The 23,723-nt window shown below is 70.5% G+C and carries 24 protein-coding genes and 1 pseudogene; 13 read left to right on the top strand and 12 right to left on the bottom strand.

Annotation, left to right across the window (positions count from 1 at the left end):
* Positions 1 to 405 precede the first annotated feature (405 nt).
* The 5 genes from EDD92_RS04210 to EDD92_RS04190 are packed head-to-tail and all read right to left on the bottom strand — an operon-like array spanning position 406 to position 4,974.
* On the bottom strand, positions 406 to 2,271 hold the full coding sequence (locus EDD92_RS04210; protein ID WP_123963053.1) for an ABC transporter ATP-binding protein: 1,866 nt from the start codon (positions 2,269 to 2,271) through the stop codon (positions 406 to 408).
* Positions 2,268 to 2,705 carry a lasso peptide biosynthesis B2 protein gene (locus tag EDD92_RS04205; protein WP_123963052.1) on the bottom strand — a complete coding sequence of 146 codons (438 nt, stop codon included), beginning with the start codon at positions 2,703 to 2,705 and terminating at the stop codon, positions 2,268 to 2,270. Before EDD92_RS04205 ends, EDD92_RS04210 begins: the two co-directional genes overlap by 4 nt.
* Positions 2,702 to 2,956 (bottom strand): lasso peptide biosynthesis PqqD family chaperone, encoded by a 255-nt coding sequence (locus tag EDD92_RS04200; protein WP_123963051.1) that lies wholly within the window; start codon positions 2,954 to 2,956, stop codon positions 2,702 to 2,704. The genes EDD92_RS04205 and EDD92_RS04200 overlap by 4 nt, the downstream gene beginning before the upstream one ends.
* Before the next feature lie 30 nt (positions 2,957 to 2,986).
* The gene (locus EDD92_RS04195; protein ID WP_123963050.1) at positions 2,987 to 4,837 is read right to left on the bottom strand and encodes a lasso peptide isopeptide bond-forming cyclase; all 1,851 of its coding nucleotides are present in this window, start codon (positions 4,835 to 4,837) and stop codon (positions 2,987 to 2,989) included.
* Positions 4,838 to 4,863: 26 nt separating this feature from the next.
* A complete protein-coding gene (locus tag EDD92_RS04190; RefSeq protein ID WP_107407388.1) occupies positions 4,864 to 4,974 on the bottom strand; it encodes a keywimysin-related RiPP in 111 nt (36 codons plus the stop codon).
* A gap of 1,031 nt (positions 4,975 to 6,005) precedes the next feature.
* Between EDD92_RS04190 and EDD92_RS04185 the strand changes: the two genes are divergently transcribed.
* The gene (locus tag EDD92_RS04185; RefSeq protein WP_185123928.1) at positions 6,006 to 6,494 is read left to right on the top strand and encodes a GNAT family N-acetyltransferase; all 489 of its coding nucleotides are present in this window, start codon (positions 6,006 to 6,008) and stop codon (positions 6,492 to 6,494) included.
* Between the two features lie 12 nt (positions 6,495 to 6,506).
* On the top strand, positions 6,507 to 6,923 hold the full coding sequence (locus EDD92_RS49755) for an NmrA family NAD(P)-binding protein (RefSeq protein ID WP_185124392.1): 417 nt from the start codon (positions 6,507 to 6,509) through the stop codon (positions 6,921 to 6,923).
* A 100-nt stretch (positions 6,924 to 7,023) separates the two neighbouring features.
* On the opposite strand, the gene EDD92_RS04175 is transcribed toward EDD92_RS49755, so the two are convergent.
* Complete coding sequence (locus tag EDD92_RS04175; RefSeq protein WP_123963048.1) at positions 7,024 to 8,022, bottom strand: 4,5-dihydroxyphthalate decarboxylase; 999 nt, start codon at positions 8,020 to 8,022, stop codon at positions 7,024 to 7,026.
* Between the two features lie 107 nt (positions 8,023 to 8,129).
* On the opposite strand from EDD92_RS04175, the gene EDD92_RS04170 reads away from it, so the two are divergent.
* Together EDD92_RS04170 and EDD92_RS52340 are read left to right on the top strand one after the other, a co-directional pair.
* A complete protein-coding gene (locus tag EDD92_RS04170) occupies positions 8,130 to 8,984 on the top strand; it encodes a LysR family transcriptional regulator (RefSeq protein WP_123963047.1) in 855 nt (284 codons plus the stop codon).
* 153 nt (positions 8,985 to 9,137) lie between these two features.
* Positions 9,138 to 10,226 carry a sigma factor-like helix-turn-helix DNA-binding protein gene (locus EDD92_RS52340; RefSeq protein ID WP_399181808.1) on the top strand — a complete coding sequence of 363 codons (1,089 nt, stop codon included), beginning with the start codon at positions 9,138 to 9,140 and terminating at the stop codon, positions 10,224 to 10,226.
* Here the strand turns inward: EDD92_RS52340 and EDD92_RS04150 are convergent.
* Both EDD92_RS04150 and EDD92_RS04140 read right to left on the bottom strand, forming a co-directional pair.
* Positions 10,180 to 11,400, bottom strand: coding sequence for a metallophosphoesterase (locus tag EDD92_RS04150; RefSeq protein WP_123963046.1), 1,221 nt, complete (start codon positions 11,398 to 11,400; stop codon positions 10,180 to 10,182). The two genes, EDD92_RS52340 and EDD92_RS04150, sit on opposite strands and share 47 nt — an antisense overlap.
* 516 nt (positions 11,401 to 11,916) lie before the next feature.
* The gene (locus tag EDD92_RS04140; protein WP_260326307.1) at positions 11,917 to 12,060 is read right to left on the bottom strand and encodes an alpha/beta hydrolase; all 144 of its coding nucleotides are present in this window, start codon (positions 12,058 to 12,060) and stop codon (positions 11,917 to 11,919) included.
* Between the two features lie 458 nt (positions 12,061 to 12,518).
* Here EDD92_RS04140 and EDD92_RS04135 point away from each other — a divergent pair, with 458 nt between their 5' ends.
* From EDD92_RS04135 to EDD92_RS04115, 5 genes are all read left to right on the top strand, one after another.
* Complete coding sequence (locus EDD92_RS04135; protein ID WP_123963043.1) at positions 12,519 to 13,166, top strand: tetratricopeptide repeat protein; 648 nt, start codon at positions 12,519 to 12,521, stop codon at positions 13,164 to 13,166.
* 257 nt (positions 13,167 to 13,423) lie between these two features.
* Positions 13,424 to 14,362 (top strand): ATP-binding cassette domain-containing protein, encoded by a 939-nt coding sequence (locus EDD92_RS04130; RefSeq protein WP_123963042.1) that lies wholly within the window; start codon positions 13,424 to 13,426, stop codon positions 14,360 to 14,362.
* Complete coding sequence (locus EDD92_RS04125; RefSeq protein ID WP_123963041.1) at positions 14,359 to 15,198, top strand: ABC transporter permease; 840 nt, start codon at positions 14,359 to 14,361, stop codon at positions 15,196 to 15,198. The genes EDD92_RS04130 and EDD92_RS04125 overlap by 4 nt, the downstream gene beginning before the upstream one ends.
* A 23-nt stretch (positions 15,199 to 15,221) precedes the next feature.
* On the top strand, positions 15,222 to 16,499 hold the full coding sequence (locus EDD92_RS04120; protein WP_260326306.1) for a sensor histidine kinase: 1,278 nt from the start codon (positions 15,222 to 15,224) through the stop codon (positions 16,497 to 16,499).
* Positions 16,496 to 17,164, top strand: a complete 669-nt coding sequence (locus tag EDD92_RS04115; protein ID WP_123963039.1) for a response regulator transcription factor — start codon at positions 16,496 to 16,498, stop codon at positions 17,162 to 17,164. Before EDD92_RS04120 ends, EDD92_RS04115 begins: the two co-directional genes overlap by 4 nt.
* A gap of 14 nt (positions 17,165 to 17,178) precedes the next feature.
* Here EDD92_RS04115 and EDD92_RS04110 read toward each other — a convergent pair.
* Together EDD92_RS04110 and EDD92_RS50860 are read right to left on the bottom strand one after the other, a co-directional pair.
* Positions 17,179 to 17,649, bottom strand: a pseudogene (locus EDD92_RS04110) (acyl-CoA thioesterase domain-containing protein); the annotation flags it as partial.
* Complete coding sequence (locus EDD92_RS50860) at positions 17,646 to 18,566, bottom strand: AzlC family ABC transporter permease (protein WP_260326305.1); 921 nt, start codon at positions 18,564 to 18,566, stop codon at positions 17,646 to 17,648. The pseudogene EDD92_RS04110 and the gene EDD92_RS50860, both read right to left, overlap by 4 nt.
* Here EDD92_RS50860 and EDD92_RS04095 point away from each other — a divergent pair.
* Positions 18,559 to 18,990 (top strand): Lrp/AsnC family transcriptional regulator, encoded by a 432-nt coding sequence (locus tag EDD92_RS04095; protein WP_123963038.1) that lies wholly within the window; start codon positions 18,559 to 18,561, stop codon positions 18,988 to 18,990. The two genes, EDD92_RS50860 and EDD92_RS04095, sit on opposite strands and share 8 nt — an antisense overlap.
* On the opposite strand, the gene EDD92_RS04090 is transcribed toward EDD92_RS04095, so the two are convergent.
* Entirely contained in the window at positions 18,974 to 19,483 is a 510-nt protein-coding gene (locus EDD92_RS04090; protein WP_123963037.1) for a nuclear transport factor 2 family protein, read from the bottom strand. The genes EDD92_RS04095 and EDD92_RS04090 overlap by 17 nt on opposite strands.
* A 58-nt stretch (positions 19,484 to 19,541) precedes the next feature.
* Between EDD92_RS04090 and EDD92_RS04085 the strand changes: the two genes are divergently transcribed.
* From EDD92_RS04085 to EDD92_RS04075, 3 genes are all read left to right on the top strand, one after another.
* On the top strand, positions 19,542 to 20,426 hold the full coding sequence (locus EDD92_RS04085) for a phosphotransferase (RefSeq protein ID WP_311736754.1): 885 nt from the start codon (positions 19,542 to 19,544) through the stop codon (positions 20,424 to 20,426).
* A gap of 67 nt (positions 20,427 to 20,493) precedes the next feature.
* Entirely contained in the window at positions 20,494 to 21,309 is an 816-nt protein-coding gene (locus tag EDD92_RS04080; RefSeq protein ID WP_123963035.1) for an SDR family NAD(P)-dependent oxidoreductase, read from the top strand.
* Between the two features lie 186 nt (positions 21,310 to 21,495).
* Positions 21,496 to 22,740 carry a CaiB/BaiF CoA-transferase family protein gene (locus EDD92_RS04075; protein ID WP_123963034.1) on the top strand — a complete coding sequence of 415 codons (1,245 nt, stop codon included), beginning with the start codon at positions 21,496 to 21,498 and terminating at the stop codon, positions 22,738 to 22,740.
* Between the two features lie 60 nt (positions 22,741 to 22,800).
* On the opposite strand, the gene EDD92_RS04070 is transcribed toward EDD92_RS04075, so the two are convergent.
* Positions 22,801 to 23,694, bottom strand: coding sequence for a phosphorothioated DNA-binding restriction endonuclease (locus EDD92_RS04070; protein WP_123963033.1), 894 nt, complete (start codon positions 23,692 to 23,694; stop codon positions 22,801 to 22,803).
* Positions 23,695 to 23,723: the final 29 nt, after the last annotated feature.

The following is a 23,723-nucleotide window of genomic DNA, read 5'->3' as shown; positions in this document are numbered from 1 at the left end:
GTTGCCCCGTCCTTGCGGCGTGGTCCAGGAGGTCGTGCCGCAGTTCCCGGGAGTGCCCGCGATGAGACCTGTCCTCCATCAGCCGGATCGTACGGTTGAGGATCGGCCGGCTCGGAACGGCGTCCCCTTGCCAGCGATCCGCGCCTCGTACGACATCACGCCGACCGGGCGGGCGGACCTGCTGCGCTCGATGCCCCGAGTCGCCGCGGTCGCCGGCTCCGGTGTGTGGATCACAGTGAGGTTCGCCCCGAAGTGTGGGGCGGCCTCGCTCACGGAGGGCGCGGCCCTGATTGTCATGGCAGAGCGGAAAGGTTGGCGGGCTGTGGCCTCGGAACGGTCCGGATCTGATTCCAGACGTGATCCGGCCGAGGGGTCGGTCTGCAGGGCCGCGGGGACGGCACAGCTTCAACCGGCCGTCCCCGCCCCGCCGCTCCTGGGCTTCCCGCCCGGCCGGAGCATCTGACTGGCGGCCAGTTCGCGGTAGAGGGGGCTGTCGGCCAGCAGTTCCTCGTGGTGTCCGCCGGCGGCGATGCGGCCGTCGTCCAGCACGATGATGTGGTCTGCGTGCTGCACGGTGGAGAGACGGTGGGCGATGACCAGCAAAGCGCACTCCTGGGCGACGTCCTTCATGACGGCGGTGAGCGCCGATTCATTGATCGCGTCGAGGTGGGAGGTGGGTTCGTCCAGCAGGAGCAGCGCAGGGCGGGCCAGCAATGCGCGGGCGAGGGCGACGCGTTGGCGTTCGCCGCCGGACAGGGTGCTGCCGCGTTCCCCGATGACGGCGCTCAGGCCGCCGGGCAGCCGGTCGACGACTTCCTCGAGTCGGGCCAGTTCCGTGACGCGCCGGATCTCCGCTTCCGTCGCGTCGGGCACGGCGTAGCCGATGTTGTCGCGCAGAGTGCCGTGGACGATGTGCGTGTTCTGGTCGACGATGGCGATGCGTCGGCGGCATGCGGCACGGGTGAGTTCGGTCGCGGACCGCCCGTCGAAGAGGACGTGGCCCGCGTCCGGCTCGTAGAACCTTGCCACGAGGGCGAACACCGTGCTCTTGCCGGCTCCGGAGCGACCCACCAGGGCTACGTGCTGCCGGTGCGCGACGTCGAACGAGACGCCGCGCAGGACCGGCCTGCCGGGGGCGTAGCCGAAGTGGACGTCGTGAAGAGCGAGGGCGGACTGCGTGGGAGCGGGCCGAGTGGGGGGCGCGGAAAGTACGGCCGGCCGGCGGCCGTGCGTGCGGTCTCCTGTGCTCCGGGGTGCGGTGGGTTCGACCGGCAGACGGAGCGCCTCGTCGATGCGCCGGTAGGCGCCCATCCCGCGTTGGATGAGGCCCACGGCACGGAAGACGGAGGACAGTGGCAGGACGAGAAACGAGGCGTACAGCAGGAAGGCGACGAGGTCGCCCAGAGAGCCGTCCCGGCTGTTGACGCGCAGCCCGCCGACGACCAGGACGATGAGGAAGGAGCCCTGGACGGCGAGTTCGACGGCGGGGCTCATGACGGAGGCGAGCTTCGCGGTGCGGACCCCCGCGCCGTAGGCCGCCTCGACACGTGCGCCGATGACCGCCGCTTCACGCTCCTCGGCTCGGTGCACTCGGACCATCGGCAGGGCGCCGAGGGCTCGTTCCAGGGCGGCGGCGATGGCGCCGACCGAGTCCTGCATCTGTTCGGACGCACACCTGATCCCGGTGAGCAGCGATGCCACGACCAGGGTCGCCCCGGCCACGGTGACCGAGACCAGGAGCAGCAACAGAGGGTCGAGCCACGCCATGAGGACGACCGCCCCGGCCGCGACGAGGCTGCCCGTCACCAGATCGACGAGGGCCTGCGACACGACTTCCCGGAGCAGTGTGGTGTCGGCCGTCACCCGGGAGATGAGGTCGCCGCACCGGCGGCGTTCGTATTCCCTCATCTCCAGCCGGAGCAGCCGCCCCACCAGTCCGTGCCTGAGCTGCCGGACGACGCCTTCTCCCATCCGCTCCAGAAGGAAGCGTCCCGCTGCTCCCGTCGCCGCCTCCGTGACGAACAGCGCGCCGAGGAGGGCCAACAGCGGCCAGATGACCTGCCCGTGGCCGCTCGCGTCCACGACGCGCTTGGCGACGAGCGGCTGGGCCAGTCCCAGGGCGGAGCCCACGAGGGTCAGTGCCGTGGCGACCGCGACGGCGCTGCGGTGGCCGGCGGTGAGCCGGTACATCGTGGCCACGGCCGCCCGAGTGGACTTGTTGCCCTCGGCGGCCGCGGCCCGGCCCCCCTTCACCGCCGCCGCGCCGGTCATCGGTCCGTCGGCCGTGGCCGTGGGTGGACGGCCACCAGCCGCGCGAAGTAGTCCTCCGGTACACCTTCGCCGACGGGACGGCCCTCCGCCTCGACCCAGGCGTGCGCGGTGAAGGGCGGGACGATGCGTACGCCGGTGCACCAGGTCGGCCATGTTCCGCCGAGCCGGCACAGCAGTGCCGCCCCCAGCGAGCGCGGCAGGCACCCTTTCGGTCCGGCGCAGCGCAGGCTGGCCGCGCACATGGCATCGCGCGCGTTCTGGGTCTGCGCTGCGGTGGCCGGGGCGGCGCCGCGCCGCAGGACGCCGAGCACCGCGCGGATCCGGCGGGGCGGCAGGAGGGCGAGGGCGATGGCGGGGAGCAGGACGAGGCGGGCGGCCAGACGCCGGACCAGGGGAACACCGGTGGGTCGTTGCAGCGCGCTGGGCGTCGTCATGAGGCGAGCCCCGACTTCCGCAGCTCCCGTACGAGCGCCTCGACGTCCTGCAGGGCCTGCTCCTGGTCGATGGCGAACTCCCGGACCAGGGCGGCGGCCGCGTCCGACTCCTCGCCGCCGTCGAGCAGGGTCCGTACGACCAGGGTGGCGGTCGGATTCAACTCCCAGTAGGCGCCGGCCCGTTCGTCCAGCAGCACCGTGCCGTAGTCGGTCTCGGCCGTGGAGACGTCGTCGCCGAACCGCAGGGGCATGTGGGGACCTTTCTGATGAGGGGGAGGTGGTCAGGGGTGTGGGACATGGATACGGCCGCGGGCAAGTCCCCGCAGCCACACCTCGGCGGCGATCGTGGAGTAGAGGATGGCGTCCGACAGTCCCGGAGAGGCCGGCCGCCGGGCGAGGCGGCGGAGTTCGGCGCCGTCCACCAGGCCCAGCTCCTCCAGCCGCGAGTCCTCCCACAGGGCCAGCAGGTCGGCGCGGTGTTCTCGCAGTCCGTTGGAGGCGTCCATGGCGGCCGTGGCCTTGTTGGCCCGCCGCAGACAGGCCTCGGGCGCGATCCCGCGCATCGCGGCGCTCAGGACGGGCTTGTACGCCCAGGGCGTGACGCGCTCGCTCGGACGTACGGCGAGACACGCCTCGATGACGCGGTCGTCGAGGAAGGGAGAGGCCATCGGCAGGCCGGCGCGGGCCGCCATCCGGTCCCACTGCCGGATGACGCGGGTGCACGAGCGGATCTGCTCCAGGTCGGCGTGCAGGCCACGGTCCGGATGCAGCGGCGAGACCGTCGCCGCGGCCGCGAGCAGCGCCCGACGGGCCATCCGTTCGGCGTCGGGGGTCACCCAGCCGAACAGACGCGGGGTCATCCCCCAGCCGAGACCCGTCGCGACGGACGGGGGCAACGGGCCACGCAGGTGACCGGCCGCGTCGGCGAGCCACTTCCCGTACGGCCGGGAGTCGGCGAGAGCGCGGGCCGTGCCGACGAGCGGCCACTGCCACAGTGCCCGGAACCCGCGCAGTTGGCGCAGAGCGAAGAACGGACGGGTGCGCAGCAGGCGGTGGTAGTACGCCTCGGAGCACCACGCCACGTGGTCGCCGCCGATGCCGGTCATGTGCAACCTGCTGCCGCGTGCGGCGAGGCCGGGCAGATGGTGCAGGACCCGGGAGCGGTCCATGACGCCGATGGTGGGCTCGTCGAGGAGGTCGTCGATGTCGAGCAGGTCCTCGTAGACCAGCGGCGATGCGTCGGCGTCCCAGACCACGTGCTCGACGTCCGGGAGATGGACCATCGCCTGTTCGGCCCAGTACAGGTCGGTGTCCGCCGGATCACGTCCCGGCCAGGTACTGGCCACCACGCGGGCGGGGGAGCGGTCGGCCAGGAAGCAGACGGAGGTGGAGTCCAGGCCGCCGGACAGGTCGCAGCTCACCACGCCGCCCTGCCGGGTACGCGCGCCGACGGCCTCCTCCAGCGCGGTCCGGATCAGGGGCGCCGCTTCGGCGAGCGGCCGGACCGGCTCCGGCGGGGTCCACCACCGGGTGTGCCGTACGTGGCGCCCGTCCGCGGCGACGATCACGGCGTCCTGCGGAGGAACGGCGGTGACCGCACGCCACAGAGACGTCTCGAACAGCGGATACGGGGCGGGCCACAGCAGCCTCACGGCCAGCTCTTCCGCGTCGGGGTCGACGCCCAGGACGGCGGCGAGTGTGTCGGCACGGGTCGCGGCCACCCGTACACCGTCGATCTGTGCGTGGAAGACCAGCCGCAGTCCGGAGGCGGTGCCCTGAACCCTGATCTGTCCGTCGAGGGCACCGATGAGGTGGAAACTGCCGGGCAGGGACCGGGCCAGCGCGTCGAGTTCCGTGAGATCGCGCAACCGACCGGCCTGGCGGCGCAGTTCTTCGGCGTCGACGGGGCAGCAGCCGACGACGGCGACGGCGGTGCCGCCGGCGGTCGCCGTGACCATGTCGTCGTCGTGCCAGCGGCCGACCAGCCAGGGCCGGCCCGACGCATGCGCGAGGATCCGGCTTCCGGGGTGGGCGAAGGAGCGGGCCACGGCGGCCGCGTCCGCATGGTCGGTGAAGACCGCGAAGTGCGCGTCGCCGGGGCCCGTCCCCGCACTTTCGTGCAGTTCAGTCATGACGTCGGGTCAAGGACCGTCGGACGTCAGTTCTTGCTCAGGATCAGCCGGTCGTTGCCGTGGCGCTGAAGCAGCCCCGTTTCCTTCCGGAAGGTGCCGAGCCTGACGAGCGTCGGTGCCTCGTATGCCTTTTTCATGACCACTCCTCGCGTGCGGGTTTCCCGACCACCTCCCTGACCGACGACCCAGGAACTGCCGGTCGGTCTGCCCAGGGTTCATCGGGAGCCCCGGGCGGAAGTGGGCGCAGTAACCAGGTAGGCGCAGAACGTGAGCACATGGGAAGGACATCTATAAAGGTCGTATAATGCGTTAAATCAAAATTCTTTGGAGTGCTTGCACCTCGCCTGGTTCTTCTCTTTGGCGCTGCGCTGTCGAGCGGCTCACCGGTGCACTGGCTGGAAGAAACGTTAGGAGCTGTGTTCCGGCAACTACCGGGCACTCCTCCCGGACGGGCCTGATGACAGCCACGGGCGAGCGCCGCCGGGCGCACTCCGCGCCCGTGGTCGTGCGCCGCTTCCCATGCCGGAACGGATGCGCGGCACCGCGGGCGGCGAAGGCGCGGGTTCGGTCGCGATGTCCCGGCCACCGAGCCGCACCGCGTTCCGGCGCTCTCTGCCCGACGAGGAGCGAGGGAAGCCAGGCCAGGCGCCGCTGCCCGTGCCTCTGGAAGAAGCCCAGCTTCTTCGGCGAGTGCGACACCAGCAGGTTCTTGGTCTGCTGGTCGTACGGCGCTTGCGAGCCCCTGAACTGCGGTGATGGCGGAAGAGGTGGTTATTGTGGCTAGATTGGTCCGGGTATGGTCTGGATCTTGCCTGTCCCCGTGCCTACGTGGCACCGGTCGTAACGGCCCTCCATCGGCGTCCAGTCCTTCCATCTCGAGCACGAAACCGCAGGTCATGGCCTTCACGTCCGGGAGGCGCCGCCCAGTGGGTGACAGCTGTGTGCCGGCGAGTGATACGGCGGAGCCCCGTCGGGAACCCATCCCGAAGGGGCTTTTGCGGGGTTCGTCGTGGCCGCCGTTGACCTGTCGGCCTACGCGGACGCCGGTCACCTGGCCTGCCGAGGCCGAGGCCGACGCCCGCGCCTTTCCCGGGAGCGGTGCAGGAGCGTCTGCGGGAGCAGCCGACCCGCCGCACGAAGGCACTCCCCGGTGCGAAATACTCTCCCGATGAGTTCACGCACTTCCCCGGTCAGCCAGCCGATCACGATCCGGAGGGCCGTCGCGCGGGATGCCAAACGGCTCACGAGGCTCGTGCGTGGCTCAGGCGCCTACGCGGGGAAGTATGCAGCCGCAGTCGCGGGCTACCGGGTCGGTCCTGATTACATCGAGGCCCACCGGGCCTTCGTGGCCGTCGGCGCCGACGAGCACGGCGGCCGGATCCTCGGGTTCTACTCGCTCGTCCTCGCTCCACCGGAGCTCGACCTGCTGTTCGTCGCCGACGACGTGCAAGGGCGGGGTATTGGACGGCTGCTCGTCGCGCACATGCAGTCCGAGGCCCGTGCCGCCGGGATCGACCGTCTCAAGGTCGTGTCACACCTTCCCGCCGCGGATTTCTACCACCGCGTCGGTGCGGTGCGGACCGGGACCGCGTTCGCGAACCCGCCCGCCGTGCCGTGGGACCGTCCCGAATTCGAGTTCCGCATTGCTTCGCGATGACGCGAGCCCAGCATCGAGGACCGTGTCGTCACGTGGCGAGTCCCGCTCGGCGAGGAATCCGTTCCGCACGCCGCTCTTGAAGACTGCGGATTCCATGTCCGTCGGCTCTTCGACAATCCGCAGCGGGCCGACGGCATGGACCTCGAAGCCGCCATCGAACACATGACCTGCACCGATATGGCTGCGGCATTCGAGAAGGTCACCGGGCATCCGGCGCAGTACATCGACACCGATCTGGACCTGGACGCGGTCACCGCCGTTTTCACCACCGACTGGAGCTCGGGAATCGTCGAAGGGCGCGTCAGCGAACTCAAGATGCTGAAGCGGCAGATGTTCAACCGGGCCGGCCTCCCGCTGCTGATAAAACGTGTCCTGCTCGTCGCTGCCTCCCGACGCTCACACACCGTGTCATACACACGAGCCGCGTGATCGCCTTCACGGAATGGGTGCCAGGACCGTCATTTGGGACCACGGAGGTGCCTCGAATCGGCCCTGCCTGGTGAAGATCGCTCCTCGTGAAGGAGGGCGGTTACGTGTCGATCAATTCCGCAGCGAAGACGTCTTCGATCCTCCACTGCCGGCTGGTCAGGCCCTGCTGCTGGTGATGGCGCAGGCAGGTGTCGAGGGCTGCGCGGTTGGCCGCGATGCCGTAGGGCCACCAGTCCTCGGGGAACTCTTCACCGTTGCGATCCACCAGGGCGTTCATCCAGGGAATCATGGTCTGGACCTGGTAGAGCCTGCGGCTTTGGCGGTAGCGTTCGGCAGCGGCGTCCTTCGCCCGGGAGAAGGCACGGTAGACGCCGTGCGCGAGTTCAGGATGGTCCCGCAGCAGTTCTTGCCGGATGACGATGGTGTGCATCATCGGGAAGATGCCGGTTCGCCGGTAGTAGTCGCGTTCCAGCGGCTCGAAGTCGGGGAAGAGCCGGATGACGTTCGGGGATCCGTCGAGCACGCACTGCGGGACGTTCGCCGAGAACAGCGCGTCGATCTCACCGGCGTCGAGCATCGCGCTCAGTGTCTTTCCCTCAGGCGCGACAGCCACGTCGACTTCGGCCGGATGCGGATGGGGGATGAAGTCGAAGGGGGGCGCGGGGTGTTCGAGGCCGCCGATCACCCAACGGCTCTCCTCGGGTTTGAAACCGTACTCGTCCATCAGGATCCCCTTGGCCCACACACCGGAGTCCTGACCGTAGACGCCGAACTCGCCGATGGTCCGGCCCGCGAGATCGCTCGGCTCCCTGATCCCGCTGTGGGTATTGACGAAGATGCACGAATGACGGAACACGCGGTTCGGGAAGACCGGCAACGCTACGTACGGCAGGCCGGTCTCCAGCAGCCGCAGGTAGAACGTGAGACCGAGTTCGGCGACGTCGAACTCGTTTCCGCGGATCAGCCGGTCGAAGAGCTCCGGCAGGGTCGCTGCGGTTTTCATTGTGATGCCGATGCCGTCGGTGCTTACGGTTCCATCGAACAGTGCCCGCGTCGTGTCGTACGGGAAGCACCCGACCGTGAGGGCAGGGGCGGCCATGAATACTCCTTCTCGTCGGCTCTGCTGTTTCCATCGTTGGCCGTCGCGCTGTCGGCTGTCCAAGACCCGTTGGGAACGTCCGATACCGCACGGGTATCGTGCTTGAGGTGGACCTTCGCTCGCTGCGGTATTTCGTCGCCGTCGCCGAGGAGTGTCACATCGGCCGGGCGGCGAACCGCCTGCACATGACGCAGCCGCCACTGAGCCGCGCGATCCGGCAGCTTGAGGACGAACTCGGCGTCCTGCTGTTCGAACGCACTCCCAAGGGCGTCACTCTCACGCCCGCTGGAGAGGTTCTGTACGGCGAAACGGGGGCGTTGTTGGGGCGAGTGGACGGGCTCCGCAGGCGAGTGGCCGCTGCGGCGGGTACGGCGCTCCTCGCCGTCGGGACCCTGGCGGACGCGGCCGAACAGGTCGGCGGCCGACTGGTCTCGCTCTTCCGGGCCCGCTATCCGCACGTCCACGTCACCATCCACGAATCCGACCTCGGCGACCCGACAGCCGGGCTCCGCGCCGGACTGGTCGATGTGGCCATCACCCGAACTCCCTTCGACGACACCGGCATCAGCACCCACGTCCTGCGCTCGGTACCCGTCGGCGTAGTCATGCGTGGCGATGATCCGCTCGCCGCCCATGCCTCTCTCTCGTCGACCGACCTCGCCGGCCGCCGATGGGTCCGGCTGCCGGAGGGCGCCGATCCGGCGTGGACGTCGTACTGGACCGGCAGCGGAGACAACGACGCATCGCCGGTCATGCGAACGATCCAGGAGTGCCTGCAAGCGGTCCTGTGGAACAACACATCAGCTCTCGCTCCCATCGGCCAACCGATGCCCGACGGCCTGGTCGTCGTCCCGCTCAGTGACCGCCCGCCCAGTGATCTCGTCGTGGCCTGGCCGAGGACAGCACGCAGCCCACTGGTACGTGGCTTCATCCAAGTCGCAGAGAACTGCCGGCAAACCTGACACAGGTACCGGTTGCTCCTGGACCCAGCTCCACCGCTGATGGCCGACTGCTGCACCGGGCGCGCCACCTGCCTGGGGGCGGGTGATCCAATCGACGACGGCGCGTACGGACGGCGTTGCGGCGGCGGGCTGCGGTGAGTCGGGCCGTTCCAGGTGGCTGCGGGCCGGATTCGGCGCCGGATTGACGGTGAACGCCTGCCCGTTCAGCGCGATGTACAGGCTCGCCGACTCCGGCGCGGTGGTCAGTTCCTTGACGTGCTCGATCTGACCGTCCGCCACGTCCCCGTCGGACGCGACCGTGGAGTAGGCCGTCCTGCCCTCCTTGCTGATCTGCGCCCGCCCGACCGCCGTGTAGGGGCTGATCACGGAGACGACACCCGGAGCGCGGGCGATCTTCCCGAGCGCGCCGGCCATCGCCCGCTCGGCCGCGGGCTCGGTGACCTTGCCGCCCGTCAGCTGCCAGACGACCCGGCCGCTCTTGCCAGCCGCGCTGTTCGAGGCGTGCTGCAACGGGTCCGGGGGAGTTGGCGACGCGCCGGAACGCATCGCCGGATTCTCGACGCGCTGCCCGAACGGTCGCGCGCGATCCTCGAACTGCGGTTCCTGCGGGGCTGCACGATCCGCCGGGCGGCCGCCGAACTCGGGGTTCCGTGGCGAACGCGAAGGTCCTGCAGCATCGCGTCCTGCACCATGCCGCGGGCCTGGGCAAGGAGAACGACCTGGAAGGGGACGCTGATGAAGTCCGCGGTGGACCGCTACGTCGAGCGCCTGCTCGGGCCGGCGCCGGCCCAAGCCGTTCGCCGTTCGCCCCCTCCCAGGAGGAACTGGCGATCACCCGCACGGCGATCGAGCTGCGGGCTGCGAGCCCGGACGCCGCCGGGCCACGGGAGGAATTCGTACAGGATCTGCAGCGTCGTATCGCAACTCTCGACACCACTGCCGAGCCGGCTCCCTCGCGCCCGGCGGCGTGGACTGCCCCAGGACCAGGCAGGTTCCTGGCGGCCACCGCGCTTGCGGCCACCGGCACCGCCGCCGGAGCGGCCGTCGATCATGCATTCACCGGACCTGTCCGTACAGCCAGCCGTCGAACCCCTTGACCAGGCCGTGTTCGCGCCGGCGGCGGAAGAACGCAACCACCCGGTCCCACGGCGGAAGTCTGCGGGCATCGCGCGCGGATGGGTTGGCCCGCCCTGTCCTACGGCGAGGTGGGCAGGTGCGGGGAGCGGAGCACGAGCAGGGTGATCTCGCTGGGGGCGAAGACGCGGAACGGCGGGCCCCAGAAGCCGGTGCCGCGGCTGGTGTAGAGGAGAGTGCGGGTGCCGTGGCGGCTGAGACCGGCGAGGGCGGGCTGGTCGATGCGGACCAGATGGTGGAAGGGCCAGATCTGGCCGCCGTGGGTGTGGCCGGAGAGCTGGAGGTCGATGCCGGCGGCTGCGGCCCGGTCGACGAACTTGGGCTGGTGTGCCAGGAGCAGGACCGGAAGGTCGGGGTCGGCGCCGTCCAAGGCTCCGGCGAGGTGGGCGCGGTGGCCTGCCAGGCCGGAGGACTCGGCGGTGACGTCATCCACGCCGGCGACCACGAGGGTGTCGCCTCCGCGCTCGAGCAGCAGATGGCGGTTGCGCAGCGGCTCCCAGCCCAGCTCGTCCATCAGGTCGACCCAGCCCTGGGCCTCGCTGTAGTACTCGTGGTTGCCGGTGACGTAGACCCTGGCGTGGGTGGCTCGCACGGTTCCGAGTGGGACGGCCTGGGCGCGGCGGCGTTCGGCGGTGCCGTCCGCGATGTCGCCGGTGTGGCAGACCAGGTCGGCTTCCAGGGTGTTCACCGTCTCGCACACCCGTGCCGACCAGCGGGCGCGATCGAGGGGGCCGTAGTGGGTGTCGGTGATGAGGGCGACGCGGGTGCCGTCCAATCCGGCGCCCAGCCGCGGGAGTTGCACGTCGAGTCGGCGCACGCGTGGCACGCGGCGGGCCTCGGCGTACCCCCAGGCGAGTAGGAGGGCTGTTACGCCGAGGACGGCCCACGTGACGATCCGGGCCCGGTCCTGGCTCTCGCCGACGCCGGCCACGGTCAGGGCGAGCCGCAAGAGGACACCGAGCAGGACAGCCCAGGTGAACAGAACCCAGCTCGTGCCCAGCAGGGCGTCACCGACGATCGCCGCCCCGTCCTGCTGGCGCCGGCCGTGGCCGCGCACCATCGCGAGCGGCATACCGGCGAGGCCGAGGACGAACAGGCCGGTGCCGACCAGCGTGACGGGCAGCGGCCAGCCCTGGCCGGTGTACAGGAGCACCCAGCAGGGCACGGTCCACAGCAGGACGGGGGCGACCAGGGGGAGGTAGCGCATCAGACGGTGCACTCGGCTCTGCCGCGGAGCTTGTACTTCGCGGTCGGCGGGTCGGGTGTTGCTGGTGTCGGTCATGCTTCCCCCATTTGACCAGGCTGCCGTCTCGCGCACTGTATCCGGTCGCTCTGGGGCCGGCCGGACCGGAGTTCATGGAAGTGGCCCGCCCCAACGTCTCCCACTACATGAATGAGGTGCACGGCACAGGGAACCATGCTGGCGTCCGGCGCCTCCTCCGGGTAGGCCGAGGGTCCGGGTGCCGTCTCGGGTCGACGCCGGATTCCACTGCGACCTCGCGGGTCCATGGCCACCTGCTGTGCCTGCGCCGGGCCATCGACGGGGCGGCACCGGGCACCGTCGTCCCCGTCACCGCCACCGACCTCGCCGCACCACTCGACCTGCCCGCCATGGGCCATCTGACCGGAGACCCGTGCCTCGGGCCCCTTTCCGCCGCCGATCGGGCCGGTCATCCCCGGTCAGCCATCCGCTGGTTGTCGGGAACGGCGGCAGGCACCCTGATCGAGGCCGGATCGACATGGGCGCTGCTCATGCCGGCGGGAGCGCCTTACCGATCGCACCGTACGATCACTGATCTCAGTTGCCGCACGTGACGTCGGTCCTCGGCAGGTGCCCGTCCGTGAGGTAGGCGTCGACGGTGCGGGTGACGCAGGGCGGGCCGCCGGGGAGGGCGTAGACGGTATGGCCGCGGCCGCCGCGGACGTACACCAGGCGTGACACGCGAGGGGTGGTCCGTGGCAGTGGGCCGGGCGGTGTGCACGGTTGCCCCATGGGCGACGGGCAGGGCGATGGCGGCGAGCACACCGGCGGCCGCCAGAGCGACCAGGCGGGAGGCACGGGGCATGAAGGCGTCCTTCTCGGGTACGGACCGCTGCGGACAGGAGGGGCGACGGCGCCGTCCCCCACTCTCCGATCACCCGGACCGGCGGCGCCTCGGCCGAACGGTCACAGCCCCCGGCGAAGTCCTCGGCCGAACGGCTGACCTCGTGCCCGTCACCTGCCGCTCACGACCTCAACGACCACGAAGAACCCGAACACCGCGCCGGGCCTTCGCCATGCCGTGAGGCAGAACGCAGGCGATGGGATGTTTGAGAGCCGCCCTCCGGAAATTCCCGGCTTCCGCCACGAGCGCGGAGATAACCTCAGCACGGTCGTCGTCCAACGGGGAGGGGCAGGGCATGCCAGGGCAGGACTGGATCGAACAGACGGGTGAGCTGTTCGAAGTGGCGATGTTCGGTGGGGACACCTCCGCGCTGGACCGCTCCGATGACGTGCTGGACGCGATCGAGGCGCCGCTTTCCATGGCGCGGGGCAAGGTCTTGCACGTCCGCTTCCTGAACGACCGTGAAGAGAACAGCCAGGAACTGGTGCTGTTCGAGCGGGCGGCCGAGTTGTACCGGCGTCTGGGGGACGCGTCGGGGGAGGCGGACGCGTTGTTCTGGATCGGCTGCTGGCACCAGGTGGTCAAGGGCGACGGCGCCGCCGCAAGCCCCTACCTGGAGAGGTCATACGCGCTGGCGAAATCCGTCGAGGACCGGATGACGATGTCCTATGCGATCCGCCATCTCGGCTTCGCCGACAAGGACGCAGGCCACTTCGATCTGGCCCGTGACCGGTTGACCGAATCGGTGACGCTGCGCCGGGCGATCGGATTCCGGCCCGGTGAAGCGGCCGGCCTGGTGGCGCTGGCCTACCTCGCGGCAGAGACCGGCGACCCCTCGACGGCGCTGCACCACCTCGACGAGGCTCAGTCGGTCGCTGAAAGCTGCGGTGCCAAGGCCGTTTCGGGGTGGATCGAGCAAGCCCGCACGCACATCCGCTCCTAGGCTCTGGCGGGAGGCTGCTGGTGACAGCCACTCGTTGAGGACTGCGACCACTACGGTCGCCTCGTAGCACGGTTGCGCCCTCACGGAGTTCCTCAGCCCCCGCGGCCTGCGGCCGGATGACAGCCGCGTAGTACCGCGGTACCACGTGCCCCGCCCGGGTCGGCCTCCCGGTACCACGGGATCGGGCGGATCGGCTCCTAGCGTTCCGGTGAGGCGTCGGAAGCGACGGACGCCGCAGGCCGACAGAGAGAACGCGCATGATCGACGCACGGCAGTTGACCAAGAGGTACGGCGACAAGACGGCCGTCTACGGGCTGGACTTCGTCGTGAAGCCGGGAACGGTGACCGGCTTCCTGGGACCCAACGGCGCGGGGAAGTCCACGACCATGCGGATGATCGTCGGGCTTGACGCCCCGACGAGCGGCTCAGTCACCGTCAACGGCCACCCCTACGCCCGCCACCGCGCCCCGCTCCAGGAGGTCGGGGCCCTGCTGGAGGCGAAGTCGATCCACCCGGGCCGCTCGGCTTACAACCACCTCCGGGCCCTCGCGCTGACCCACGGCATTCCGCGCGGCCGGGTCGACGAGGTCATCGACCTTGCCGGCCTTGCCAGTGTGGCGAAGAAGCGGGCCGGTGCCTTCTCCCTCGGGATGGGCCAGCGGCTGGGCATCGCGGCGGCGCTGCTGGGCGATCCGCAGACGGTCATGCTGGACGAGCCGGTCAACGGTCTGGACCCGGAGGGCGTGCTCTGGATCCGAAACCTGCTCAAGGCGCTCGCCGGAGAGGGCCGCACGGTGTTCGTCTCCTCGCATCTGATGAGCGAGATGGCCCTGGTGGCGGATCATCTGATCATCGTGGGGCGGGGCCGGCTGCTGGCCGACACGACCGTGGGGGAGCTGATCCGTGAGGCGGGCGGCGACACGGTGAAGGTCGCGACCCAGGACCCGGCGCGGCTGCGGGACGTACTGGCGGGACCGGGCGTCGACATCACGGGACGCGTCGGCAGCGAGGAACTGCAGGTGACCGGACTGACTGCCCGTCAGATCGGGCTGAAGGCGGCCGAGCACCAGATCCCGCTGTTCGAGCTGAGCGCGCGGACGGTGTCGCTGGAGGAGGCATTCATGGACCTGACCAGGGAGGCCGTGGAGTACCACGGATCCACCACCGGGATCGAGACCCTCGGGAGGCCGGCATGAGCACCCTCACCGCAACCGCCGAGGAACCCCGCACCGCCCAGGCTCGCCCTGCCTACCGGGTGACCGGACGGCGCGTGCTGTCCTCGGAGTGGGCCAAGCTGTGGTCCCTGCGCTCGACCTGGATCACCCTGGGGCTCGGCCTGCTGTTCCTGGTGGCGTTCGGGCTGATCGCCGCAAGCCGCTACAAGTCGGGGATCGATTCCGGCCACATCGACCGGGACTTCGCCGATTCGACGGCCGTGAGCCTGTCTCTGTTCGGCACGAACTTCGCCCAGCTGGCCCTGGGCGTACTCGGCGTGCTGGTCACGGCGGGGGAGTACTCGACCGGCATGATCCGGTCCACGCTGGCGGCGGTGCCCCGCCGGCTGCCGGTGCTGTGGTCCAAGGCGGCCGTGTTCGGGTTGGTCGCGCTGGCGGTGGGGACGCTGGGCGCGTTCGTCGCCTTCGGGTTCGGCAGCGGGATCGTCTCGGGCACTCCCGCGGCCATGGGCCTCTCGCACGCGGGTGTGCTGCGCAGTCTGCTGGGGGCCGGGCTGTATCTCGGCCTGGTAGGGGTGATCGGCACCGCGCTGGGCGCGCTGCTGCGCTCCGTGGCCGGCGGGATCTCGGTGCTGGTGGCCACCTTCATGCTGATCCCGGGACTGATCTCGCTGCTGCCGAGTTCCTGGCAGGACAACATCAGCCCCTACCTGCCGTCCAACGCAGGAGAGTCGATGTTCGCCCTGACCCACGACTCGACGACGCTGTCACCCAGCGCCGGGCTGCTGGTCTTCCTGTGCTGGACGGCGCTGGCCCTGGGCGGCGCGGCCTACCGGCTCGCGCGCAGCGACGTCTGACGCACCATGGACAGGTGACGTCCGTGACCACCGATGACATCAGCGGGATGGGACCGCTGGTCGCCCGCCTGTCCCGGGGCGGCCAGCGGCTCAGGCAGGCCGACCGGAACCGTCCGTGGGTGCTGGACACCGCGGTCGTGGTCCTGGTCTTCCTGATGTTCTGCCTGCCCGACCTGATCCACGACGGGGCCGGCGACGGCGACGGCCCGCCCCGCTTCCGGGTCGCCTTCACCCACCTGCCCGTCGCGGGCATGCTCGCGCTGCAGGCCGGACTCGTACTGCCCCTGCTGTGGCGGCGGCGCAGGCCCCTGGCGGCCTTCGGGGTCATCGCCGCGGTGTTCGTCCTGCAGTGGTCCCTGGACGCGGTGCTGCGCGCGGACATCGCCCTCTTCATCGCCCTGTACAGCCTGGCCCTGCACGGACGGCTGAAGCAGCTGCCCTGGGCCTGCGCCGCCATGGCGGGTGCCATGGTGCTGGTCGCCGTACGGGTGTCCGCGGCCATGTCCGTCTGGGACGCGCTGTTCTTCCTGCTGAGCACCACGACCGCGGCGCTCGCGCTCGGCCTGATGGTCCGCATCCGCCGGGCCCAGCTGGCCGGACTGCGCGAGCGGGCCGCCCGGCTGGAGATCGAGCGGGACCAGCGCAGCAGGCTGGCCACGGCCACCGAACGCACCCGCGTCGCCCGCGAGATGCACGACATCGTCGGCCACAACCTGTCCGTCATGATCACGCTCGCCGACGCGGGCGCCTACGCCACCGACCTCGCGCCCGAACGCGGCAAGGAGGCCCTCCAGCTCATCGGCGACACCGGACGCCAGGCCCTGGGTGAGCTGCGGCGCGTACTCGGTGTCCTGCGCGAGGCGGCGGACGGCCCTTGGACCGGGCCCGAGCTCAGTCCGCAGCCCGGCATCGCGGACATCGACGCCCTGTGCGCCAAGGTGCGCGCCGCCGGACTGGAGGTCGTCTACCGGACCTCCGGCGACGTGGACGCCCTGGACAGCGGGGTGCAGCTGACGGCGTATCGCATCGTCCAGGAAGCCCTCACCAACACCCTCAAACATGCCGACGCCGACACCCGGGTACACCTGGCGATCATCGAGGCGGACACCCGGCTGACCATCCGGGTCCAGGACACCGGCCCGGCGACGCCGCCGGGACTGCACGAAGAAGGGCACGGACTGGTGGGCATGCGGGAGAGGGCGGCGCTTTATGGCGGGACCGTCAGCGCGGGACCGGCGGGCGGCGGAGGCTGGAGCGTCGAGGCCGTCCTCGACCTCACGCCCCAAGGCGGTGTCCGGTGACCACGGTGCTCGTCGTGGACGACCAGCCGCTGCAGCGCTACGGATTCCGTATCCTCCTGGACTCCGTCCCCGAGACCGAGGTCGTCGGGGAGGCCGCCCACGGCGCCGAGGCCGTCCGCAAGGCGGCCGAACTGCGCCCGGACGTCGTCCTGATGGACATCCGGATGCCCGGCATGGACGGCATCGAGGCCACCCGCCGCATCGTCGCCGCCGGCGAGCGTTCGCGCGTCCTGGTGCTCACCACCTTCGACCTCGACGAGTACGTCCACGCCGCCCTGCGCGCCGGTGCCAGCGGCTTCCTCCTCAAGGACGCGCGCCCCGAGGAGCTGCTCGCGGGCATTCGTGCTGTCGCGCTCGGCGACGCGGTGATCGCGCCCGCGCTCACCCGCCGCCTCCTGGACGAGTTCACCCAGTACGTCCCCGCGCACCGAGGTGACCTCGCCGAGGACAAGAGGCTGAGCTCCCTCACCGACCGCGAGCGCGAGATCCTCGTCGCCGTCGGCAAGGGCTGGACCAACGGCGAGATCGCCGCACACTTCGTCCTGTCCGAGTCCACCGTCAAGACCCATGTGGGCCGCGTCCTCGCCAAGATCGGTGCCCGGGACCGCATCCAGGCCGTGATCTTCGCCTACGACCTCGGTCTCGCCCGGCCCAGCACGGACTGAACGAGCCCGGGGCCGCCCGGGCGACAGCCGCCCGGGCGGACCTCCACGGAGTCGATGTAGCCGCCGGGCCAGACGTCGGACATCCGCCACGGCGTGAGTGACTCGGGCGGGGCGAGACGGTCCTCGGGGCCACCCGCGACCGCGCTCGTGTCGAGGGCGGCCAGGTACCAGGCGCGGGCCCGGACGACCGGGCGGCCGGCGATCCGTACGACGGCTTCGAGGGGCTCGACGGTCCGGCCGGGGCGGACGCTCTCCACTTCGATCTCGCACTCGTCGAGGGCGAGCCGGCCCAGGATGTCGTAGCTGATCCGGGAGAGAACCAGCCCGTCGTCCGGGCGGCGGGCCCGGTGACGGTCGAGGGCGTGCACCACGAGCCCGCCCAGCGGACTGAAGTGCTGCTCGTCCGGGGCCCACGCTCCGCCTGCATGCGTCGTCGGCTTGTAACGGTGGTCGGCGACGGGCTCGTAGTAGCTGTCGGGGCTCAACGGGTGTTTCTCCTCGAGGAGTTCAGAAGGTACGGCGGATTCAAAGAGAGTTGAGCAGCACGACGTACACGGCCGTGCCGGCGCCGACGCTGAGGATGGTGCGACGGCCGAAGGCCAGATGCACGCCGATGGTGACGGCGACGGCGAGCAGCGCGTACCAGGCGCCTGCCAGCCGCCGCACGATCACCGAGCCGCGCAGCCGGCCCAGCACGGCGAAGGGCACGGCCCGCAGGGCGAGCGTGATGCTGAAGGCGATCGCCAGGACAGCGACGAGATACGAGGTGCCAGGCACCGGCGGCCTCCTGGACCGTGCGGCGGGCGGTGACGGCATGGCGGGCCAGCAGCAGGCCCACGAACAACAGCAGTGCGGTGAACATGGCCATGCCCGGGGTGACGACCAGGGCGACGGCGGCGCTCGCACCTGCAAGCAGCAGGGACGTCAGCTCCTTGCGGGAGCGGAACGCGTCCAACGTCAGCACGGTGAACAACGCGCACAGCGCGAACTCCAGGCCCTTGACGGGCGCCGGGAGAGCCGCGCCGAGGGCGACGCCGACCAGTCCGCCGCCGACCCAGTACGTCTCGCAGGCGATCTGCATGGCCAGCAGCCGGGGCGCCGACCGCTCCTGCTCGGGCAGGGAGGAGCTCACGGCGTACGCCTCGTCGATCATCGCGTAGACGGCGTACGCCTTGGCCACCGGATGCCTGACCAGGTGGAGCGGGAACGAGAAGGCGTAGAAGACATGCCGGAAGTTGACCACGAGCACGGTCAGGGCGACCGCGGCGAGCGGGGTGACGGTGGCCATCATGCCCACCAGCAGCAGTTCCAGTGAGCCGGCGAACGCGGCCAGGGACAGGGCGGGGGCGAGCCACCAGGGCAGTCCGGCCTGGATGATCAGCAGGCCGAGGGCTATGCGCAAGGCAATCATTGCCGAGCTGGAGCGGGACGGGCGGCTGACCAACGTGGAACTGGCCCAGCGTGTCGGGCTGACGACCGGGCCGTGTCTGCGCCGGGTCCAGCGGCTGGAGGCCGACGGCGTCATCCGGGGCTACCGGGCCGTGGTCGACCCGGCTTCCGTGGGGCGTTCGTTCGAGGTCCTGATCGACCTGAGTCTCGAAGCGCAGGACGCGGAGACGGTCGAGCGCTTCGAGGAGACCCTGGCGCAGGCGGAGGAAGTGCTGGAGTTGCGGAGGCTGTTCGGCAGCCCCGACTATTTCGTCCGCGTGGCCGTCGCCGATCTGCCCGCCTACGAGGCCTTCCTCAGCCGGCGGGTCATGACCATCCCCCGGATCAAGAACGTGACGTCGCATTTCACGATGAAGACCATCAAGCCGGGGTCGTAGCGGAGGACGGGCCGGCATGGTCTGGCTCAACGGTGGTCGGTGCCGGCACCTGCGGAGGCGGGCCCTGGGTCCACGCCACCCGCAGGCTCGAGGCGGAGATCCGCCAACCCTCGGCCGTCCTGACCAGCACGGCGTCGGCATGGCCGGCGGAGATGAAGACGGTGCCGGTGCCGTCTGCGAGGACGTGGGTGCTCAGCTGTGCGCCACGGGTGGTTGCCCGATCACCGTCGATCTCGATGACGGCGTTGGTGCCCAGATGCACGGTCCGGTCGAACAGCGCCATGCCTTGCCGGACCCGGGCCAGCAGAGCATCGCGACCATGGACGGTGCCGATGGGCATCTCCGCGGTGACGTCTTCGGTGTGGAACGCACGAGCCCATTCCTCGTCGAACACCCCCTCGTCCAGGGAACGCAGGTAGCGGTCCAACAGATCGGTGATCTCGGCGCGGTCGGTCAGGGCCTGCACCTGTTGCTGCATCTCTTCGATGTCCATGCCTGAAGGCTCCACCCTCAAGCGCACTTGAGGTCAACGTGTCTGATGGGATGCCGTGATGACGATGAGTCCTTCTCCTCAAAGGTGGGCGCGTGCCGAGCGGCTCGATGCCGCCCGCATGGTGGACGCCCTTCACGCGCGGGCCGGCGTCCGTTTGACTCTCGAAGGAGCCTGCCCGGGTGGACAGGTCGGTGCCGCCTACGTGCGCTGGACGGACGGTCACCGGTCCGTTCTGAAGTGGCGGCCCCACAGCCGGGCTGAAGAGATGCGGGCCGGACCCCTCGCCGTGACCGAGGCCCTGCGGCCGGCGGGCTATCCGGCTCCGGCCACCGAACTGGTGGCCCAGGTCGGCCACGCGGTGGTCATGGTGCAAGAGCTGCTGCCAGGACGGAAGATCGGCCGTCTCGACCACCGGAGCCTGGACCAGGTGCTTCAACTCAACGAGTTGCAGGCCGGCCGGCTTTGCGAGCGGCCGGACATCCCCGCCGTGGACCTCCACCTGCACGACGACGGCGCCGGGTACTGCCTGCACGGGCCATTGCGTGATCACAACCGCCGCAGTGCGGCGCTGGAACGCTGGATCACCGCCGTCGGTGCCGACAGCCCGCCCCGGTTGGCCGGGCCCGACGCGGTGCACATGGACTTCCATCCGGGAAACATGCTGGCGAGCGGCGGGGCGATCACCGGGATCGTGGACTGGGACGGCGCCGCCCGCGGTGATCGTCGCTTCGACCTGGTCACCCTGCGCTTCGGCATCCACGCGCAGGAAACCGACCCGGGGGTGACACGGCGTCTCGACGCCGTTCTCGACTCGCTGCCCAAGGACATCCTGCGGCCCGCATGGGCTCACATGAGCCTTCGCATGGTCGACTGGGCCATCAGGCACTTCACCCCCAGCGAAGTGGAGCACTGGCTTGACCTGGCCGAACAACGCGTGAGCTGAGGTTCCCGAGCGGGTCTGCGTAAGATCATGCAGTCCTGTTTCGTGTCGATGAGGAGGGCCAACGGCCATGACTGACAAGCGCGTTGTGGTGGTCACCGGCGGAGGTACCGGCATCGGCGCCGCAACCGCCCGGCTGCTGCGGGCCGGCGGACACGACGTCGTCATCGGTGGACGACGGCCCGAGCCGCTGCAGCGCGTTGCCGACGAGACCGGCGCCCTGCCGCACGCCGCCGATCTCACGGATGCGACCGCCGTGGGTGAGCTCGTCGAGGCCACGGTCTCGCGCTACGGCAGGCTCGACGGACTGGTCCTCAACGCGGGCGTCGGACGCAGCGGCGCGGTGGGAGATCTCTCGGACGAGACATGGGAGTTGGTGATGCGCACCAACCTGACGGGCCCCTTCCTGCTGCTGCGCGCCGCACTCCCGCACCTGTTGAAGACCCGCGGTTCGGTCGTTGCCGTCGCCTCCGTCGCGGCACTGCGCAACGGGGTCGGCAACGCCGCGTACGCCACCTCCAAGGCCGCGCTGCTTCAGCTGTGCCGCTCGTTGGCCGTCGACTACGGCAGCCAGGGGCTGCGCGCCAACACGGTGTGCCCCACCTGGGTACGCACCGAGATGGCTGATCGTCGTATGGCCCGCTTCGCCGAGGAATCCGGACTGGGCAACGGCGTGGACGAGGCCTACGAAGAGGCGACGAAGCTGGTGCCCGCGGGGCGCCCCGGCGACCCGTCCGAGGTCGCCGAGGCGATTGCCTGGCTGCTTTCGCCCGCCGCGTCGTTCGTCAACGGTGCGGTACTCACGGTGGACGGCGGAGTCTCGGCACGCGACGCGGGAACCCTGGCGTTCGACTTCAGCGTCGAGCGCCGCGACGCCGGTCGGTGACCGACAGGGCTTTCGCGTTCCATGGGGTCGCTGGTCGACCGGGCGAAGTCCATGAGGACCAGCCGGTCAGGATCTCTCCGTCGTCGCGCTCACCCGACCCGCACCGCCTCTGGAACGCTGGTGGTGATGGGTACGGCTCCCGTGGAGCAAGGTTCTCGTGAGCGGGACGATCAGTGAGGAGGGTGCGTGAGCACTCAGGACAACGCGCCGGACGGACGGTCCGGCGTTCTCGGCGGAGCCGGGCGTGGCGCGCTGGAGGGTCTGCGCATCGCCGACTTCTCCCGGGTCCTCGCGGGGCCCTACGCCACCATGCTGCTCGCCGATCTCGGCGCCGACGTGGTGAAGGTGGAGCGGCCGGGCACGGGGGACGACACCCGGGCCTGGCAGCCCCCGACGGACCAGGACGGCACGTCGACGTACTTCCTGAGCGTCAACCGCAACAAGAAGTCCGTCACCCTGGACCTCACGACCGAGGCCGGCCTCGAGCAGGCCCGTGCCCTGGTCGCCGAGTCCGACGTCCTGGTGGAGAACTTCCGTCCCGGCACGATGGAACGGCTCGGGCTCGGCCATCGCGAACTCCTCGCCCGGCACCCGGAGTTGGTCTACTGCTCGATCAGCGGCTTCGGGGCCGGTGCCGGCGCGACGATCCCCGGATACGACCTGCTCGTGCAGGCCGTCGGCGGTCTGATGAGCGTGACCGGGGACGCGGAGGGAGAGCCGACGAAGGCGGGCGTGGCACTCGTCGACGTGATCACCGGCCTGCACGCCACGCTCGGCATCCTGGCCGCCCTCCGGCACCGCGACGCCACCGGGGAAGGACAGCGGGTCGAGGTCAATCTGCTCGGCTCGCTGCTGTCGGCCATGGTCAACCAGGCGTCGGCGTTCGCCGTCGCCGGTGTGGTTCCGGGCCGCCTGGGCAACGCGCATCCGAGCATCGCGCCGTACGAGACCTTCCCGACCGCCGACCGTCCCCTCGCGATCGCGGTGGGCAACGACCGCCAGTTCGCGGCGCTCGCCGAGATCGTCGGCGAGCCCGGTCTCGCTCTCGACGACCGCTTCCGCACCAATGCCGACCGGGTCGCCCATCGCACCGAACTGAGGGACATCCTGAGCGAACGGCTGCACGCCGCCGGCGCAGACCACTGGTCGTCGGTCCTGCTGGCCGCGGGCGTGCCCGCCGGACCCGTCAACACCCTTGACGAGGCCTTCGATTTCGCCCGGAAACTCGGTCTTCCCGGCATCGTCGATGTTCCTGCCCCACCCGCCCAGGGGGCCGAGGGCACGCCCTCCCGTCAGATCGCGAACCCCATCGCACTGAGCAGGACACCCGCCCAGTACCGCCTGCCGCCACCGCGCCTGGGGCAGCACACCGAGGAAATTCTCCACCGCACTGCCGCCGGAGCCTCCACGCCGGACGAATCGGCCACCTGACGGTTCCCGGCGCAGGCGCCCACTCGGCCCGCGACGGCCACGACTTGACGTCCAACCGGTTCAGACGGCGCTGGGACGTGGAGAGCCCCGGAAGACCTGGCGGGTGTGCCAGGAGCGGTGGCCCGGCGCGACGGGCCGGACGCCGGGTTGCGGGCCGATGAGCGGACGGCCCGCGAGCGCGGTGACGTGCTCGCGGGCGACGGTGCTGCGGCCGACGAAGTGCTGTGAGACCAGGATGCGGTGGCCGTCGCCCATGCCGAGGACGCCCTTGTCGAAGAGCTTGTGATGGAGCGAGCACAGGCACAGCCCGTTGTCGACGTCGTCCGGGCCGTCGAACGCCCACCAGCGCACATGCGCGGCCTCCAGCCCGACGGGCACCGTGCCGATCATGCCGTCGTAGCCGCAGAAGGCGCATTGGTACTCGTAGGCGGTCAGCACCATCTCCCGCATTCGCCGGTCCCGCTGCCGCCGCTCGGGCGTCGCCAGGGCTGCTGTCTCCGCCAGCTCCAGTTCCAGGCCCACCGCGTCGCACAGGTCCTGGTGCAGCGACGGAGGGAAGTGCAGATCCAGCAGCACCCTGGCCATGCGGCCCAGCATCGAGGGCTCCCGCCGCAGCGCGGCCCGCAGGTCCGGGACCAGCCGCCCGGTGGCCCGGCCGGCCCGCAGTTCCCGCACCCCGGTCCCGGGGCTGCCGACGCCGTGATCGGTCCGCACCTCCCACACCCCGTCACTGACCAGATGGTGGAAGGGGTAGGCGGGCGTGCTCCCGCGGGCCGGACCGTACTCCGCCAGCAGCTGCTTCAGATCCCCTTCCACCTCGCTGTACCGCAACTCGCCCCCGGCATCCGCCTGAAACCGGCCCAGCGCGTACAGCAGCAGCAACGGCTTGTGCGGCGCCCGGACCCCGTCCCGACTCCACTGCCTCAGCTTCGCGGCACGCTCCAGCCAGTCCATGACCATGATCGTAGTCACGCCTCGCCGCA

This window comes from Streptomyces sp. TLI_185 (genome assembly GCF_003814765.1).
GTDB lineage: Bacteria > Actinomycetota > Actinomycetes > Streptomycetales > Streptomycetaceae > Streptomyces.
The sequence above is the reverse complement of the archived record's forward strand: the minus strand, read 5'-3'. Positions and strand labels throughout refer to the sequence as shown.